Source organism: Marinimicrobium hydrolyticum (genome assembly GCF_030848505.1).
GTDB lineage: Bacteria > Pseudomonadota > Gammaproteobacteria > Pseudomonadales > Cellvibrionaceae > JAVDDU01.
Map to the genome: position 1 here is coordinate 117,873 of NZ_JAVDDU010000003.1, position 14,877 is coordinate 132,749.

Consider the following 14,877-nt stretch of genomic DNA (forward strand, 5'->3'; position numbering starts at 1 on the left):
GGAGTCTACCAAAGTCGGGCCTTTCTAGCAGACAATTCGGTCCGGCTAGCAGGCTACTCGGCCAGATTCGCCGTGTGACAACCAGTGCAACTGCTCTGGTGCCAGTTTGCCCGCGCTGAGAATACGCATTAAATCGCTGTGAGGCAGACGTACGTCCAGCTCACTCGCGCCATCATCCCGGTGGGTTTCCGCCGCCACGGCGTGTTGTTGATAGAGCATGGCCCTGACGCGACCCAGGTCGGGGGGAAGCAACAACCGCCCGCTAACCATTTCTGTACCCAATCGCTCGGCAATGGCCTGCTCCAGCAGCTCTAAGCCTTCGCCCGTTTGCGCCGAGACCCAAACCGCCTGAGGTCGGCCGTCATCATCTCGATCGATGCGGGGCTCCATATTCAAGAGATCGATCTTGTTATAAACCCGCAACTGAGGCAACTCGGCGGCATCAATTTCGCCCAAAACCAAGTCGACCTGGTCAATGTTCCGCAGGCGCTCATCGGCAGCCGCGTCTACCACATGCAACAGCAAACTGGAGTTGCTGGCCTCCTCCAAAGTAGCCCGGAAAGCCTGCACCAATTTGTGCGGCAAATGGCTGATAAATCCGACAGTGTCGGCCACTATGGCCGCGCCCACGTCCGGGAGTTCCACCCGGCGCATAGTGGGATCCAAGGTGGCGAACAGTTGGTCCTGCACGTACACCTCAGCTCCAGTCACCCGATTAAACAAGGTGGACTTGCCGGCGTTGGTGTAGCCCACCAGAGATACGGTCGGAATCGCCGCACGCTGACGTGACCGGCGCCCTTGATCCCGTTGTGTGCGCACCTTTTTCAGGCGTCGCTCGATGCTGCTGATCCGCCCGCGCAACAAACGCCGGTCAGTTTCCAACTGGGTTTCACCCGGCCCGCGCAAACCGATACCGCCCTTCTGCCGCTCCAAGTGAGTCCAGCCTCGCACCAGGCGCGTGGACATGTGGCGCAGCTGGGCAAGTTCTACCTGCAGCTTACCTTCAAAGGTGCGCGCTCGCTGAGCAAAAATATCGAGAATCAAACCAGTACGATCCAGAACGCGACATTCCAGAGCTTTCTCCAGGTTTCGCTCCTGGCTGGGAGAGAGTGTGTGGTTAAAAATCACCAACTCGGCGTCGTGCTCGGCCACCAGAGCTTTCAGCTCTTGTAGTTTGCCGGTACCGACAAAGTATTTTGCGTGAGGCGCAGCTCGCTGGCCCGCTATCAATGCGACGGGATCGCCACCAGCGGACAGCACCAACTCTTCAAATTCGCGGGGATCTTCCGGGGCTTGCCCGTGAGAAATGTCCAAGTGAACAAGCACAGCCAATTCACCCGACTCAGGACGATCAAAGAACAATGAACTACCTCAAGGGTTAAATGCGCGCTTACTGAAAAACGACCCGCCCTGCGGCGGTGCGTTTTTCAACAAGTCTTACTCGCCTTGTGACTCCTGACCCTCTGCCTCATCAGCCGGATTCAGCAGTGGAACCCGAACCGCACGGGAAGGCACAATGGTCGAAATCGCGTGTTTATACACCATTTGGCTGACAGTATTTTTCAGCAATACCACAAACTGGTCAAATGACTCAACCTGACCCTGTAACTTAATGCCATTGACCAAGTAAATGGACACGGGCACGCGCTCTTTGCGCAGCACATTCAGGTAAGGGTCTTGTAAACTATGCCCTTTTGACATGTTTATTCTCCTTTTTGAGTAAAAAAATCCGCCTAAGTCCTTCCTATGAGGAAGGGGGGCGGGCGCAAGTAATGAAAAACTGACTAGGTTCTCACGGCTCTATTATATGGCCTCTGTGCCTATAAAATTCAAGGCATCGCGCAGAATTTCTTGTAAAGGGCGCATATCTCCCGTCTCGGACTGAGTATAGAGCCACTCCAACTCCGGCCAGCCGCGAAGCCAGGTCAACTGGCGTTTGGCAAGCTGCCGAGTGGCGGCAATGCCCCTCTGAATCATTTCTTCCTGGGAAAAAATGGACCCCAAACCCGCCTGGCCATCCAGGTATTCCCACACTTGCCGGTAACCCACCGCTCTTATGGCGGGCAATGCCGGATGCAGGTCGCCCCGTTCTCGCAGGGCTTGGACCTCTTCAAGCAAGCCCTGTTCCACCATTTTGTGAAACCGTTCCGCTATTCGCTCGTGCAGCACCCGCCGCTCTTGAGGGGCCATGGCGAGCTGAACGAGCCGAAAACGCTCCTGAAACGCGGGGCCAGCATCTCGCTGTTGAGCCTGGTGCAGCTCCGTCATGGTCCGCCCACTGGCCCGATAGACCTCCAGGGCGCGACTCAGGCGCTGGGAGTGATTGGGGTGGATCTGCGCGGCGGACACTGGGTCCACCGCCGCCAACTGTTCGTGGATGTACGGCCACCCATGCTCGGCGGCTTCTTTTTCGATGGCGGCGCGCAAGGCGGGATCGGCTGGCGGCATGGGGGCCAGGCCCTCCAGCAGCGCTTTGAAGTAGAGCATGGTGCCGCCCACCAATAGCGGGATGCGACCTTGGGCCACGATGTCGGCGATTTCCCGCTCGGCGTCAGCGCGAAAATCCGCCGCCGAGTAAGGCTCAGCCGGATCGCGGATGTCGATCAACCGGTGCGGGGCTTGAGCCATTTCCTCCGGACTGGGCTTGGCGGTACCGATGTCCATGCCTCGGTAAACCAGTGTGGAGTCGACACTCACTAACTCGACGGGCAAGTGTTGGCGCAGCGCGATAGCCAAATCGGTCTTGCCTGCGGCGGTAGGGCCCATCAGAAAGATCACTAGGGGTTTGGTTTGCATTCGCCCATTATCTCATGGTTTTTGGTATTCCCTGCTGTAACGAAGTTTAGGGTTTTGCTTTGGTGATGTTGCATGGAGCTGATGGCGCTTTGGTCGAGTGCTGCGAGTGGGGCCAACTTGATAGTTTCGGGAAATAAGGGAGTTGGGTTTGGCTTCAGTGCACCGAAATGGATTCCCGCTTTCGCGGGAATGACGAGTCCGAGGGAAAGTCAGGGTCCCCGCCGCCCTCCTTTTCGTCATCCCCGCGAAAGCGGGGATCCACCTACTAAATGCTTATTGGCAGTCCAGTAAGGGTTGGGGAGTTACCTCCGAGACCGTCACCGACAGGGAGGTATCTACGGCATGTCCCGGAGGTAAATCGCTAAACCCAACCTCGGAGTCAAAAAGAGCGCAGTAACCAGAAGCGGCAAAGCTTTTCTCAGCAAGCTTAGTCTTTGTCCTGCCGCTCCAGCCGATCCTCCAACAAGCGCAGACGCAACTGATCGATACCCTCAAGTACCAGCTCACGAGTACGCCCTATGTCTTCGCTCACTTCGGGAGAAAGCATGCTCAGCGCCTCCAATTGCTCGCGCGCCTGGGCAAAGCCTTTTTCAAAGCCCGCCAGGCCCTGCTCCAGGCGCAACTTCAGTTCTTCCTGCGTAGCACCTTCGGCGGCGTCCTTCAGCAAACGCTGCTCGATAAAGCCGAGAATATTACTGGCAACCTTTTCCGCGGTAAGCGGCTCAAAAGCCTTAAAGCCCTCAACGGCTGACTTTTGCCGGGCCGCCAGCTTTTCGTAGCCTATGGCGAGGGTTTGTTCCACAAGTTTCAGGGCGTTTTGGCGATTTGCCTGGAGATCTTGGGCCTGTGCCGCCTGGCTGTAGCTGCCGGGAGCCTTAACCCCATGCTTCAGACTGCTCTTGTCCTGGGGCTGGCCTTGTGATGACTGAGTGAAGCGGCTGTTTGGTCCCATGCTGGAAATTTGCATATCAACTCCTGGCCTGGTGAGTGAAATACGCCTAATACGCCGGCTTCGGACATGACGCGTTTACGGCTATCGGCGGGATCACCGAAAACTTTAGAGCGCATTCCAGCATTTTTCAGATCTTTCAGCAGCGGGCAGGCACAGCGAAAGCTAAAAGTCGAAAACGCTACTGCCCCCGCATAAACAACTTATCCAACTCATCCAGGGATTGCAGGGCCCAGGTGGGGCGGCCGTGGTTGCATTGGCCGCTGCGTTCGGTGGCTTCCATATCGCGCAGAAGTGCATTCATTTCTGGGATCGTCAGGCGGCGATTGGCGCGCACAGAGCCGTGGCAGGCCATGGAGGATAACAACTCATTGATGCGTTCTTGGATGCGCTCGCTGGTGCCGTGCTCGATCAGATCCGACAACACATCACGCACCAACTGAGCTACGGGAGCGCGGTTTAGCAGAGCGGGCACTTGGCGCACCACCAAGGACTCGGGGCCAGCGCGCTGGATCTCGAAGCCCAAATTGGCAAAGGTCTCTGGGTACTGCTCGGCGTAGTCCGCTTCCTTCTGACTAACAGCCACGCTCTCTGGCACCAACAAGGGTTGGGATTGGATGCTGCCCTGCGCATAGGCGGCTTTCATACGCTCGTAGGTAATGCGCTCATGGGCCGCGTGCATATCGACGATGATGAGCCCCTGGGCGTTTTCCGCCAGGATGTAAATATTTTTCAGTTGCGCAATGGCAAAGCCCAAAGGCGGAATATCGTCCTCGGGGGCGGTCGCCAGTGAAACGCTCTCCGAAGAACCGGGCTGATGGAGAGTCCCATAGTGCCGCATTTGCTCCGCCACTTGTGAGGCGCCGGGGGACGTGTAGGGGCGGGGCTGATAGCCGCCTATCGGAGCAGGGGCATGAGCCTGGGCCAGTGACATGGACGACTGGCTGAATTCTCCGATGGCGGCGCCCTCCAGCGGTGGGGAGGTCGGATTCAGGAGTGACTCTTCCGCCGCGCCGGTGTCTCCGAGCCGGTCACCCGGTTTAACCTGGGCCAGCACATGATGCAGGCTGCTGAAAATAAAACCGTGCACTCGCCGGTTATCCCGAAAGCGCACCTCGTGTTTGGTGGGGTGGACGTTTACGTCCACCGAAGCGGGATCGACTTCTAAGTAGAGCACAAAGGCCGGGTGCCGACCGTGGTAGAGCACGTCCTGGTACGCCTGACGCACGGCATGCCCCACCAGCCGGTCTCGAATCGCGCGGCCGTTAACGTAAAAATGCTGGAGATCCGCCTGGCTGCGGGAGAAACTCGGCAGCGCTACCCACCCCCACAAACGCAAGCCGTCGCGCTCTATATCCACGTGCAGGGCGTGCTCCATAAAGGCTGGGCCGCACACTTGGGCCACGCGCCGCTCCTGCTCCAGGCGGCCAGTGCCGGCGGGCCAGTTGTAAACGGCGCGTTGGTTGTGGCGCAGGCTAAAGGCAACATCAAAACGGGACAGAGCCTGCCGTTTGACCACCTCTTCCAAATGGTTGTATTCGGTTTTTTCGGTGCGCAAAAATTTTCGCCGCGCGGGCGTATTGAAAAACAAATCCCGCACTTCCACCGTGGTGCCGCGAGGATGCGGCGCGGGGGACAGTTGCGTGTCCATGTCCCGCCCCTCGGCCACCACCTGCCAGCCCGCCCGCTGATCTTCAATGTTACTGGTCAGCGTCAGGCGCGCGACGGAGCTGATACTGGCCAAGGCTTCACCGCGAAAACCCAAAGTCGCCACCGCTTCCAAATCATCCAACTCGCGAATCTTGCTGGTGGCGTGCCGACTGAGCGCCAAGGGTAGATCCTGCTCAGCGATACCCGAGCCATTGTCGCGGACACGCATAAGCTTGATGCCGCCCGCTTCCACGTCTATGTCGAGACGGGTTGCACCCGCATCCAGGCTATTTTCGAGTAGCTCTTTGATAACGGAGGAAGGCCTTTCCACCACCTCGCCTGCAGCGATTTGGTTGGCTAGCCGGGGGTTGAGCAAGTGAATTTTATTCATGGATAGTCTGTTCGCCCTGATCGAAGGCGGCCCATTATTCTGAGTGGATGCGCGCGGCCCAGGCCGCCCAAACAGGCGTCAGTGTACACGCACTGGGGTGCCGGTGGGTATGGGAGACAGGTCAGGATGAGCTGGGAATACGCAAGGTTTGGCCGACCCGGATCCGATGATCGCTCAAACCGTTCGCCTGCAGGATATCCCGCACGGACACGTCATAGCGACGCGCGATTTCGCTAAGGGTATCGCCCCGGGCGATGACGTACTCTTGCTCTGAACCGCCGTTGCGTTGCCGCCAAGCCAGCAAGGTGCCGTCTGGGGGGTTGGAATTGAAGTAACTTTCAATACCTTGGGCCAAAGTCGCAGCCATTTGGCGCCGGTAACTGACCGTGGCCAGCTTGGCGGCTTCACTGGGGTTAGAGATAAACCCGGTCTCCACCAGAATTGAAGGGACGTCCGGCGACATCAACACCGCAAAGCCGGCCTGCTCCACCGTGGGTTTGTGCAAGCGGGCAATGCCGCCCATGCTGTTCAGCACTTTGCTGCCCACTTCCAAGCTGGTGCTGAGCGTGGCCGTCATGGACAAATCCACCAGCACGCCCGCCAACAACTCATCTTTATCATCCAGGCTCACACTGCCCACGCCGCCAATCAGGTCGGCCTCGTTCTCTCTCTGCGCCAAGAAGCGCGCCGATTCACTGGTGGCGCCACGGCGGGAGAGCGCGAACACCGAGGCGCCATTGGCGGAAGGGTGAGTAAAGGCATCGGCGTGTACGGAAATCATCAGGTCCGCCTGCATCCGCCGGGCAATATTGCGTCGGTCGCGCAAGGATACGTAATAATCTCCGGTGCGAATCAGTTGAGCCTTGTAGCCGGGAATGGCGTTCAACCGCTCCACCAGCCGCTCGCTGATGTCCATGACCACATTTTTTTCAAACAAGCCGCCGGGGCCTATGGCGCCGGGGTCTTCACCACCATGGCCAGCGTCCACGGCAATAATGATGTCTCTGCGTCCGTCATTCGTGTTTTGAGTCGGGCGCGGCGCACGCCTTTGCGCGGTGGTGCTCGGCTCTCGGTCGTGCAGGTCAATCACTAAACGATCACCCACGCCCGCCTGTTTCTTGAGAAAGAAGCTGCGCGGCTGCACCTGTTCACGCAGGTCCAACACTACCCGCAGGGTGTTGTCTTCCCGGTGGGCGCTGCGAATGTTGCGAATGGGGGTATCGTCTAGGGAAAGCTCGGAGAAGGTGGTTTTCAGGCGGGCGGCGCTGATATCCACCACCAGCCGGTCCGGGTTTGATAGCCGGAACACTTTGTGCTCAACGGGACCGCTGAGATCCAACACCAGGCGGGTGTGGTCGGGGGCGCGCCACAGGCGCACGTTATCGACGTCCGCAGCGTGGATGACGGGCGCGAACATAACTGCAGCCAGCAGCACTAGGCTGAGCCAGGCTTTCCATGGACATTGGGCTCTAACGCAAGTCACTAATTAAGTCGCTCTCATTTATTGAGGTTGCCAAACCACTTATTCAATCCGGCATTCCCGCCGGGAGTTCATTGATCAGAGACTGCCCTGCGCTTGAGTCAGCGCTGAGCTGCGCCCGGCGTCCCGGGCCGCTGGTGGTTACTTTAACGCGCAAATCGGCAGCGGGCAAAACCCCGGTGCCCCGCTCGGGCCACTCCAGCACACAGATATGACCGGGGCCGAAATAATCCCGTATGCCCATGTATTCTAATTCTTCCGGATCGCCAAGGCGATAGAGGTCAAAATGATGAATTCGACGGTCCGCCAGCTCGTAAAGTTCCACCAATGTATAGGTGGGACTCTTAACCGCCCCTGAATGGCCGAAGGCTTGCAACAAGCCGCGACACAGAGTCGTTTTCCCGGCTCCGAGATCACCTTCCAAAAATATCGTAAACGCCTCCGGCCGTGCCTTTAAGGCCTGCCCAATGGCTTGCCCCAAAGCGACGGTGGCGGCTTCGTCAGCCAGCTCCAAAGTTCTTGCGGTCACACGTCCCCCAGCAATTGACACAAGGGCGCCAGCAAATCAGTGGCCAATAGTCCGCGCTCGCCAAACTGAGCCGCCTCCAGGTCCGCCGCCTCGGCGTGCAGGCAGGCTCCCAGCTGTGCCGCGTCGGGGAACTCCAGCCCCTGAGCCACGAGCCCGGCCAGCAAACCACTGAGCAAATCCCCCATACCGCCACTGGCCATACCGGGATTGCCTGCGGTTACGATTCCCACGTCTCCGCTCGGTCCAGCCACCAAAGTACCGGCGCCTTTAAGAAGCACGGTGCCGCCCCACCGCTCGCGCAGCGCTTGAACGGCGACAAAACGGTCTTGCTGTACGTCGCTCGCATCGCTTTCTAGCAATCGACCCGCCTCGCCAGGGTGCGGGGTGAGCAGCCAGTTGTCGCGCTTTTGGGCGGACACGACTCGGCCCTCGGCCAGCATGTTCAACGCGTCCGCGTCCACAATCATGGGCAAACCAGAATTGGCGGCCTGCTGCAGCATTTGCTCGGACCAGGCGGAGCGGCCCAAGCCCGGGCCAATCACCAGCACACTGGGGCGCGCCAACCAGGGCTCTAATTCTTGGCCGGAGGTGACGCCACACACCATCAACTCCGGGCAGCGGGTAAGTGCGGCGCTGACGTGTTCGGGCCGGGTGGCCAGGCTGACCAGCCCGGCACCGCTGCGAGCAGCGGCCTGGGCGGCAATGATGGCCGCGCCGCCATAACCCACATCGCCGCCGATCACCATCACGTGCCCAAAGGCGCCCTTGTGGGCATCGCGGGCGCGCGGCTTCAGAGCACCCTTTAAATCGGCCACAGAAAGGCACGCCGCCGAGTGCGGTACTTGTTGATAAATCTCCTGGGGTACGCCCAGGTCAGCGAACGCCAACTTACCGCAATATTCCGGGCCCCGGCCGGTGAGCAAGCCGCGCTTGAGGCCGATAAAGGTCACCGTTAAATTGGCTTTGACGGCTGCACCCAGAACGGTACCGGAATCGGCGTGCAAGCCCGACGGAATATCCACCGCCAGTACCGGCAGGCCGCTGGCGTTGATCTGCTCGATCGCCTGGGCGTAAGGTTCGCGCACTTCGCCTTTTACGCCGGTACCCAGTAAGGCATCTACCAGCAGGCCTTCAGAAGGTGGAGGACCCGCTTTAAACGGACCCATCACCACCCCTTCCTGAAGTGCGAAATCCCGGGCGCGAGCGGCTTCGTTGCTCATCTTTTGCGTATCGCCCAGCTCCACAACCCGAACCGGCAAACGCCTTTGCGCCGCCAGCCCCGCCACGACGTAGCCATCCCCACCGTTGTTACCGGCGCCGCAGTAAACCACGATCGGTTCGGGCATGGGGAAGCGGGTTAACAATAACTCGAAGGTGGCGCGTCCGGCGCGCTTCATCAACTGCAGGCCGGGTAGCCCGCTGGCAATGGCGAGCCGATCCAGCTCAGCGACTTCGCTGGCGGTGTAGGCCACGTTAGGCAAGGGTACTTCATCAACAGTGGTAAGCTTCATCGAATCCTCTTTGCGTTCCTTGACCGGAAATCCGCCCGGAAAGCGGCTATAGTGGCTATTTTCTGGCAAAATTATACGCGTGTTCCCCGCAACCCACACCCCACCAGCGAGCAGCTTCGATATTTATGTCCGAATCCGTCGACTTTCGACAACTGGCCGCCGACATCAAAGTGTGGGGGCGGGAGCTGGGCTTCCAACAGGTGGGCATCACCGACACCGACCTCAGTGCCGAAGAGCCGGCCCTGCAAGAATGGCTGGATAAGGGCTACCACGGCACCATGGACTGGTTCGAGACGCGGGGTATGCTCCGCGCCCGCCCCCACGAGCTGCTTCCCGGCAGTATTCGAACCATCGCCGTGCGCATGGATTACTTGCCGGGCGACACTCAGCAAATTCAAGTTTTGAAAGATCCCAACAAGGCCTACGTCTCCCGCTATGCGCTGGGGCGGGATTACCACAAACTGATTCGCAAGCGGCTGGCGCAGTTGGCCAAACGCATTGAAGCCGCGCTGCCTGAAGAACTGCGCTCCGGCCCCCAGCGCCCTTTTGTGGACAGTGCCCCCGTTATGGAGCGGCCGCTAGCGGCGAAAGCCGGGCTGGGCTGGGTTGGTAAGCACACACTTGTTTTGCACAGCGAGGCGGGTAGCTGGTTCTTTTTGGGCGAGCTTCTGACCCACCTGCCACTGCCGATTGACGAGAGCGAGCAGGACAACCGCTGCGGTGACTGCACCGCCTGCCTGCAAGTGTGCCCCACCGATGCCTTTCCCAAGCCTTACACGCTGGACGCGCGCCGCTGCATTTCTTACCTGACCATTGAAAACAAAGGGGCCATTCCAGAGGAATTCCGCGAGCCCATGGGCAACCGGGTGTTTGGCTGCGACGACTGTCAGGCCATTTGCCCCTGGAACAAATACGCGCAACCGACGCAGGAGACGGACTTTCTCCCCCGGCACGGACTGGCCGACCAGGATCTGGTCACCTTATTCAATTGGAACGAAGAAGAGTTTTTACGCAATACCGAGGGCTCGGCCATACGGCGCATCGGCTACGAGCGTTGGCAGCGCAACCTGGCCGTGGGCCTGGGCAATGCGCCCAGCGATGCGGAGATTGTGGCCGCCCTGCACAAAAAACGTACCGATGCCTCGCCCATGGTGGCTGAACACATCGACTGGGCCCTGGCCCAGCAGGCCAATCCCAGCCGCCGCCGGAAGCGCAAGATACGGAGAAAATAGACCCAAAAACGGCTTTTAGCGTCACTCTATCAGCCCAATAGAGCACTTCACCCTGTTATTTTGGGCGATAAACGTGAATAATACGCACCCTTTTAAGGTTTTCTTAGGTTTTCCGGTCAGGTGCGCTCCGCGCCCACACACAAAGCGCTGAACAACAAAGCGCCGTCAAATGACCCTGCAACAACTCCAATCACAGGTAACAGCTGTTATGAAAGAACTATCGGATATCGGCCTGGTGGGCCTCGCCGTCATGGGCGAAAACCTGATTCTGAACATGGCCAGCAAAGGCTACACCGTCACCGCGTACAACCGTTCGGTGAACAAGGTAGAGAAGTTCCTAGAGGGCCGAGCCAAAGGCAAAAGCATTCGCGGCGCCGCCTCGGTTGAAGAGTTGGTTCAGTCCCTGGCCAAGCCACGCAAAATCATGTTGATGGTTAAGGCCGGCCAAGCGGTAGACGATTTCATTGAGCAGTTGATCCCGCACCTGGAGCCCGGCGATATCATCATCGACGGCGGCAACACCCACTACCCGGACACCAACCGCCGCACCGCCTACCTGGAAAGCAAGCGCCTGCACTTTATCGGTACCGGCGTTTCCGGTGGCGAAGAAGGCGCCCTGACCGGCCCATCCATCATGCCCGGCGGCTCCCCCGATGCGTGGAAGCACGTTAAACCGATTTTTCAGGACATCGCCGCCAAAGTGGAAGACGGCAGCCCCTGCTGTGACTGGGTGGGTGAAGACGGCGCTGGCCACTTTGTAAAAATGGTCCACAACGGCATCGAGTACGGCGACATGCAGCTGATCTGTGAAGCCTACCAACTGATGCGCGACCTGCTGGGCATGACCCACGACGAAATGCATGAAGTATTCGCCGAGTGGAATGAAGGTGAGCTGGACAGCTACCTGGTGGAAATCACCCGCGACATCCTCGCCTACAAAGAAAACGGCGAGCCACTGGTAGACAAGATTCTGGACAAAGCCGGCCAGAAAGGCACCGGCAAATGGACCGGCATCATCGCCTTGGACATGGGTATTCCCCTGACCCTGATCGGCGAAGCAGTATTTGCCCGCTGCCTGTCCGCGCAAAAAGACGAGCGCGTGGCCGCCTCAAAAATCCTGAACGGCCCGCAAGTAAAATTCGAAGGCGACCGCAAAGCCTTCCTGGACGATTTGCGCCAAGCCCTTCTGGCTTCAAAAATGGTGTCCTACGCTCAAGGCTACGCCCTGATGCGCGAAGCAGCCCGTGAATTCGGCTGGCACCTGAACTACGGCGGCATCGCACTGATGTGGCGCGGCGGTTGTATCATTCGCTCCGCGTTCCTGGACAACATCAAGCAGGCCTACGACAAAAACCCAGAGCTGGACAACCTGTTGCTGGACGATTACTTCAAAGACAAAATCCACGCAGCCCAAGCCGGCTGGCGCCGCCTGGCGGCCACCGCCATCACCAGCGGCATCCCCGCCCCGGCCATCACCACCGCCCTGAACTACTTCGACGGCTACCGCACTGCCCGCTTGCCCGCTAACATGCTGCAAGCCCAGCGCGATTACTTCGGTGCGCACACCTACGAGCGCGTAGACAAGCCCCGCGGTGAGTTCTTCCACACCAACTGGACCGGTCGCGGCGGCGATACGGCTTCTTCTACTTATAACGTGTAATGCGTGGGCGGGGTGAGCTTTGGCTTGCCCCGCTTTTGGTTTTTGGTCCAGTGATATTCTCCGCGAGAATCGTGTCTACTAATCGTGGGGAACTTGGGCGCCTAACGCCGCGCTTTGCGGCTGGTTTGGAGCGCAGCGGAAAAACCAGTCCGACAACAGCGCTTTGTTAGGCGATTCTATTATGATATTCATGAATCCACTGTTTAATTGTTGATGGCGTAGCCAATTCGCCGGAAACGTGAACTGACTTATCACCGAAGATTTCGGAGCCTGCCGCGCTCTCATAAATTATCCCCAAAATCCCATATTCCTCCTCAGTACTCCAAAATATCGGGCCACCACTAGCACCGCTATAGTCGAGAGTATCCGGCACTTCATCTAATTGACTAAACAATGAGAAACGCTGGGTAGGTTGACCATTTGATAATTCAGCAACTATTTGAACGTGAGGCATAGAGACACGATAACCACTACCGTTATCTTCATCCTTCCTATATTTCATTAATGACGGAAAACCGATAGCTATCGCATATTTTAACTGCTCCAGCTGCACCGCGGGCGAGTCTAAATCAATCGCTTCTTTTTCTATCTTTTCAAGTAACGCTGGATTCAGCTCTCTAATAGCGATATCCGGTTGTGGTTGACCGAAATCAGCTGACGGCCTAAAGAATCTATCTTGCACAACATAAAAGCCGTTGAGCATTGTTCTCATGCTATGACTATATTCCCCATGCTCTACTTCCTTTTCACGGTATATTTCAATTATATGCCAACAAGTAATTCCGTATGTTTTATCATTGCACTTTACAAATGTGATTGTTCCATTTGATATAGCTTCAGTCGGCTTTGAGAATTCTAAATGCCCCCTATCACTCTGAGTAAAATTCGGGGTGATAACTAGTGAAGCACAGTGAAGTGCATAATTTTCCTTAAAAAAATCGCACGCAATAAAATCTTCTTCCATACTTCCTCGTTCGCCTAACGCCCGCATTTGCGGCTGGTTTGGAGCGCAGCGGAAAACCAGTCCGACAACATGCGCTTGTTAGCTTTATTACTCGAAGATATCTTTTGCACCAAAAACCCTAAAACCGTGTGGATTTAACATTCTTGCAGAACGTGGCCCAATGTGAATATCACCAGATATTTCTACTATTAATTTCTGATCATGTGCCAGAATTGCCTCGTGATATTCGCTTGAAGACAATTCAAAAGAAACAGCTCTATCTCTGTCTTCAACAAATGCCACTATGGTCACAGTGCCGTCTTCTTCACTCTTGGCTCTATCTAGCTTTTTAACAGGTCCAGAAATTGTCGCATTGTCGATCACGTAATTTTCTTTTAAGTATTCCGATGCCTTTTCAATTGAAGGCACATCATTCGAGCTGAATGAATAGCTTATAACTGAAGAACTTTCAATCTCTTCTGATGCTGAAAAGGAAACTCCAATATCGAAACCTCTATTTCTTTTTTCTCCGCTTAGTCCAACCAACGCGTCACACATGTTTGCACTAACGCCATTGCTCACCAATGCCTCAAATATCTTTGAATCACTTTTGGGACTTTCGGTTAGTGTTTTCAGTGAACTCAAGCCTTTTCCCAAAGTAGTCGTCACATGTCTAGAAAATGACTTCCTATCGATGAGGTCGTTAATGCTTTGGGTATCTAGCGGCACCACGACATTGACAACATAGCTTCCAATTTCAGTTTGACCGAGCCTTACCTTCGAGAGAAAGTTGGATGCCTCAGATGGTCTCGAACCAAAAAAATAACGCTTTTTAGATATCGTTGACAACGCTGCAGATGACAAAAGATCTTTTGCTTTTTCAAATAATTTAACCCCGTCTTCTAGAGGAATAGTACCATTTTCAACGTCATTATGTACTACGCGGATACTGACTGTATCTGAAAAGTAATTGGCGATATCCTTAAGTACTTTTGATTCGGTTCTCTTTTCAAAAGCCGAAATACTAACAATTGCATCTGCAACCCTGTCTTTATAATCCCTCAGGTCTACTCTCTCAGGAAGCAGAACCTCGTACTCAAACTCTGATTCACTTGGGCGATGCCAAACTGTCGCGAACTCACCTATTTTTGAATCAGATCTCCATCCGGTCTGTAACAGATAGGCTCTCAATTGCTCGGGATAGATGGATTTCAACGTATCATTATCGAGAAGACTCATTTATATTCTCCTCGACTAGCTAATTTCATTAGCTCCGATAAAGAGTCGCAATTCAGCTTTTGCGTAATGGGAATCTCTATAGTAACCGATGTCTCATTTTTAGTTTCAGGATATGATCGAATAGATGCCCAGTAACAACTGTGATAAAGGATCATGCTGTCGTTTTTTGATTCAATCCACTGGTCGATATCCTCTGGAACCACGAGCACTATGAGATACCTGGGACACATAACATTGCCCCCCCGCAAATCATCATAGTTTTTCTTTTTTAAAGGAAAGTGGAGCGATCCGTTTTTGATAATAGATTTTTGTGAAGTGCATTTTAATTGCAGATCAACTTGCGGGTTTCTAACCTTGGCGTTGTATCCTCTGCCTTTCAACGATAAATCTACACTATCGTCATCCACACTCCATCCTGCATTGCTCAACCCTACCTTGGCAGCAATTGCATTAACATAAGCCACACTGAACTGTTCTTTTCGTTGTTTTATATCCAT

At 56.0% G+C, this 14,877-nt stretch carries 13 protein-coding genes; 2 read left to right on the forward strand and 11 right to left on the reverse strand.

Annotated features, from left to right (window positions below; all coding sequences use genetic code 11):
- Positions 1 to 45: 45 nt before the first annotated feature.
- From hflX to RBH33_RS06690, 8 genes are all read right to left on the reverse strand, one after another.
- Positions 46 to 1,362: a ribosome rescue GTPase HflX gene (gene hflX, locus RBH33_RS06655; protein WP_306731374.1), complete on the reverse strand. Its 1,317-nt coding sequence runs from the start codon at positions 1,360 to 1,362 to the stop codon at positions 46 to 48.
- 75 nt (positions 1,363 to 1,437) lie between these two features.
- A complete protein-coding gene (gene hfq, locus RBH33_RS06660; RefSeq protein WP_306731375.1) occupies positions 1,438 to 1,701 on the reverse strand; it encodes an RNA chaperone Hfq in 264 nt (87 codons plus the stop codon).
- Between the two features lie 102 nt (positions 1,702 to 1,803).
- Positions 1,804 to 2,796 carry a tRNA (adenosine(37)-N6)-dimethylallyltransferase MiaA gene (gene miaA / locus RBH33_RS06665; protein WP_306731376.1) on the reverse strand — a complete coding sequence of 331 codons (993 nt, stop codon included), beginning with the start codon at positions 2,794 to 2,796 and terminating at the stop codon, positions 1,804 to 1,806.
- A gap of 427 nt (positions 2,797 to 3,223) precedes the next feature.
- The gene (locus RBH33_RS06670; protein ID WP_306731377.1) at positions 3,224 to 3,763 is read right to left on the reverse strand and encodes a DUF5610 domain-containing protein; all 540 of its coding nucleotides are present in this window, start codon (positions 3,761 to 3,763) and stop codon (positions 3,224 to 3,226) included.
- Between the two features lie 163 nt (positions 3,764 to 3,926).
- On the reverse strand, positions 3,927 to 5,786 hold the full coding sequence (gene mutL, locus RBH33_RS06675) for a DNA mismatch repair endonuclease MutL (RefSeq protein WP_306731378.1): 1,860 nt from the start codon (positions 5,784 to 5,786) through the stop codon (positions 3,927 to 3,929).
- Positions 5,787 to 5,907: 121 nt separating this feature from the next.
- Entirely contained in the window at positions 5,908 to 7,203 is a 1,296-nt protein-coding gene (locus tag RBH33_RS06680) for an N-acetylmuramoyl-L-alanine amidase (RefSeq protein WP_306731379.1), read from the reverse strand.
- Between the two features lie 109 nt (positions 7,204 to 7,312).
- Positions 7,313 to 7,795: a tRNA (adenosine(37)-N6)-threonylcarbamoyltransferase complex ATPase subunit type 1 TsaE gene (gene tsaE, locus RBH33_RS06685; protein ID WP_306731380.1), complete on the reverse strand. Its 483-nt coding sequence runs from the start codon at positions 7,793 to 7,795 to the stop codon at positions 7,313 to 7,315.
- The gene (locus RBH33_RS06690) at positions 7,792 to 9,306 is read right to left on the reverse strand and encodes an NAD(P)H-hydrate dehydratase (RefSeq protein ID WP_306731381.1); all 1,515 of its coding nucleotides are present in this window, start codon (positions 9,304 to 9,306) and stop codon (positions 7,792 to 7,794) included. Before RBH33_RS06690 ends, tsaE begins: the two co-directional genes overlap by 4 nt.
- A gap of 125 nt (positions 9,307 to 9,431) precedes the next feature.
- Between RBH33_RS06690 and queG the strand changes: the two genes are divergently transcribed.
- Together queG and gnd are read left to right on the forward strand one after the other, a co-directional pair.
- The gene (gene queG, locus RBH33_RS06695) at positions 9,432 to 10,538 is read left to right on the forward strand and encodes a tRNA epoxyqueuosine(34) reductase QueG (protein ID WP_306731382.1); all 1,107 of its coding nucleotides are present in this window, start codon (positions 9,432 to 9,434) and stop codon (positions 10,536 to 10,538) included.
- Positions 10,539 to 10,746: 208 nt separating this feature from the next.
- Positions 10,747 to 12,198 (forward strand): decarboxylating NADP(+)-dependent phosphogluconate dehydrogenase, encoded by a 1,452-nt coding sequence (gene gnd / locus RBH33_RS06700; RefSeq protein WP_306731383.1) that lies wholly within the window; start codon positions 10,747 to 10,749, stop codon positions 12,196 to 12,198.
- Positions 12,199 to 12,364: 166 nt separating this feature from the next.
- Here the strand turns inward: gnd and RBH33_RS06705 are convergent, their stop codons facing one another.
- From RBH33_RS06705 to RBH33_RS06715, 3 genes are all read right to left on the reverse strand, one after another.
- Positions 12,365 to 13,162 carry a hypothetical protein gene (locus RBH33_RS06705; protein ID WP_306731384.1) on the reverse strand — a complete coding sequence of 266 codons (798 nt, stop codon included), beginning with the start codon at positions 13,160 to 13,162 and terminating at the stop codon, positions 12,365 to 12,367.
- Positions 13,163 to 13,249: 87 nt separating this feature from the next.
- Positions 13,250 to 14,380, reverse strand: a complete 1,131-nt coding sequence (locus RBH33_RS06710; RefSeq protein ID WP_306731385.1) for a hypothetical protein — start codon at positions 14,378 to 14,380, stop codon at positions 13,250 to 13,252.
- Positions 14,377 to 14,877 (reverse strand): DUF4365 domain-containing protein, encoded by a 501-nt coding sequence (locus RBH33_RS06715; RefSeq protein WP_306731386.1) that lies wholly within the window; start codon positions 14,875 to 14,877, stop codon positions 14,377 to 14,379. The genes RBH33_RS06710 and RBH33_RS06715 overlap by 4 nt, the downstream gene beginning before the upstream one ends.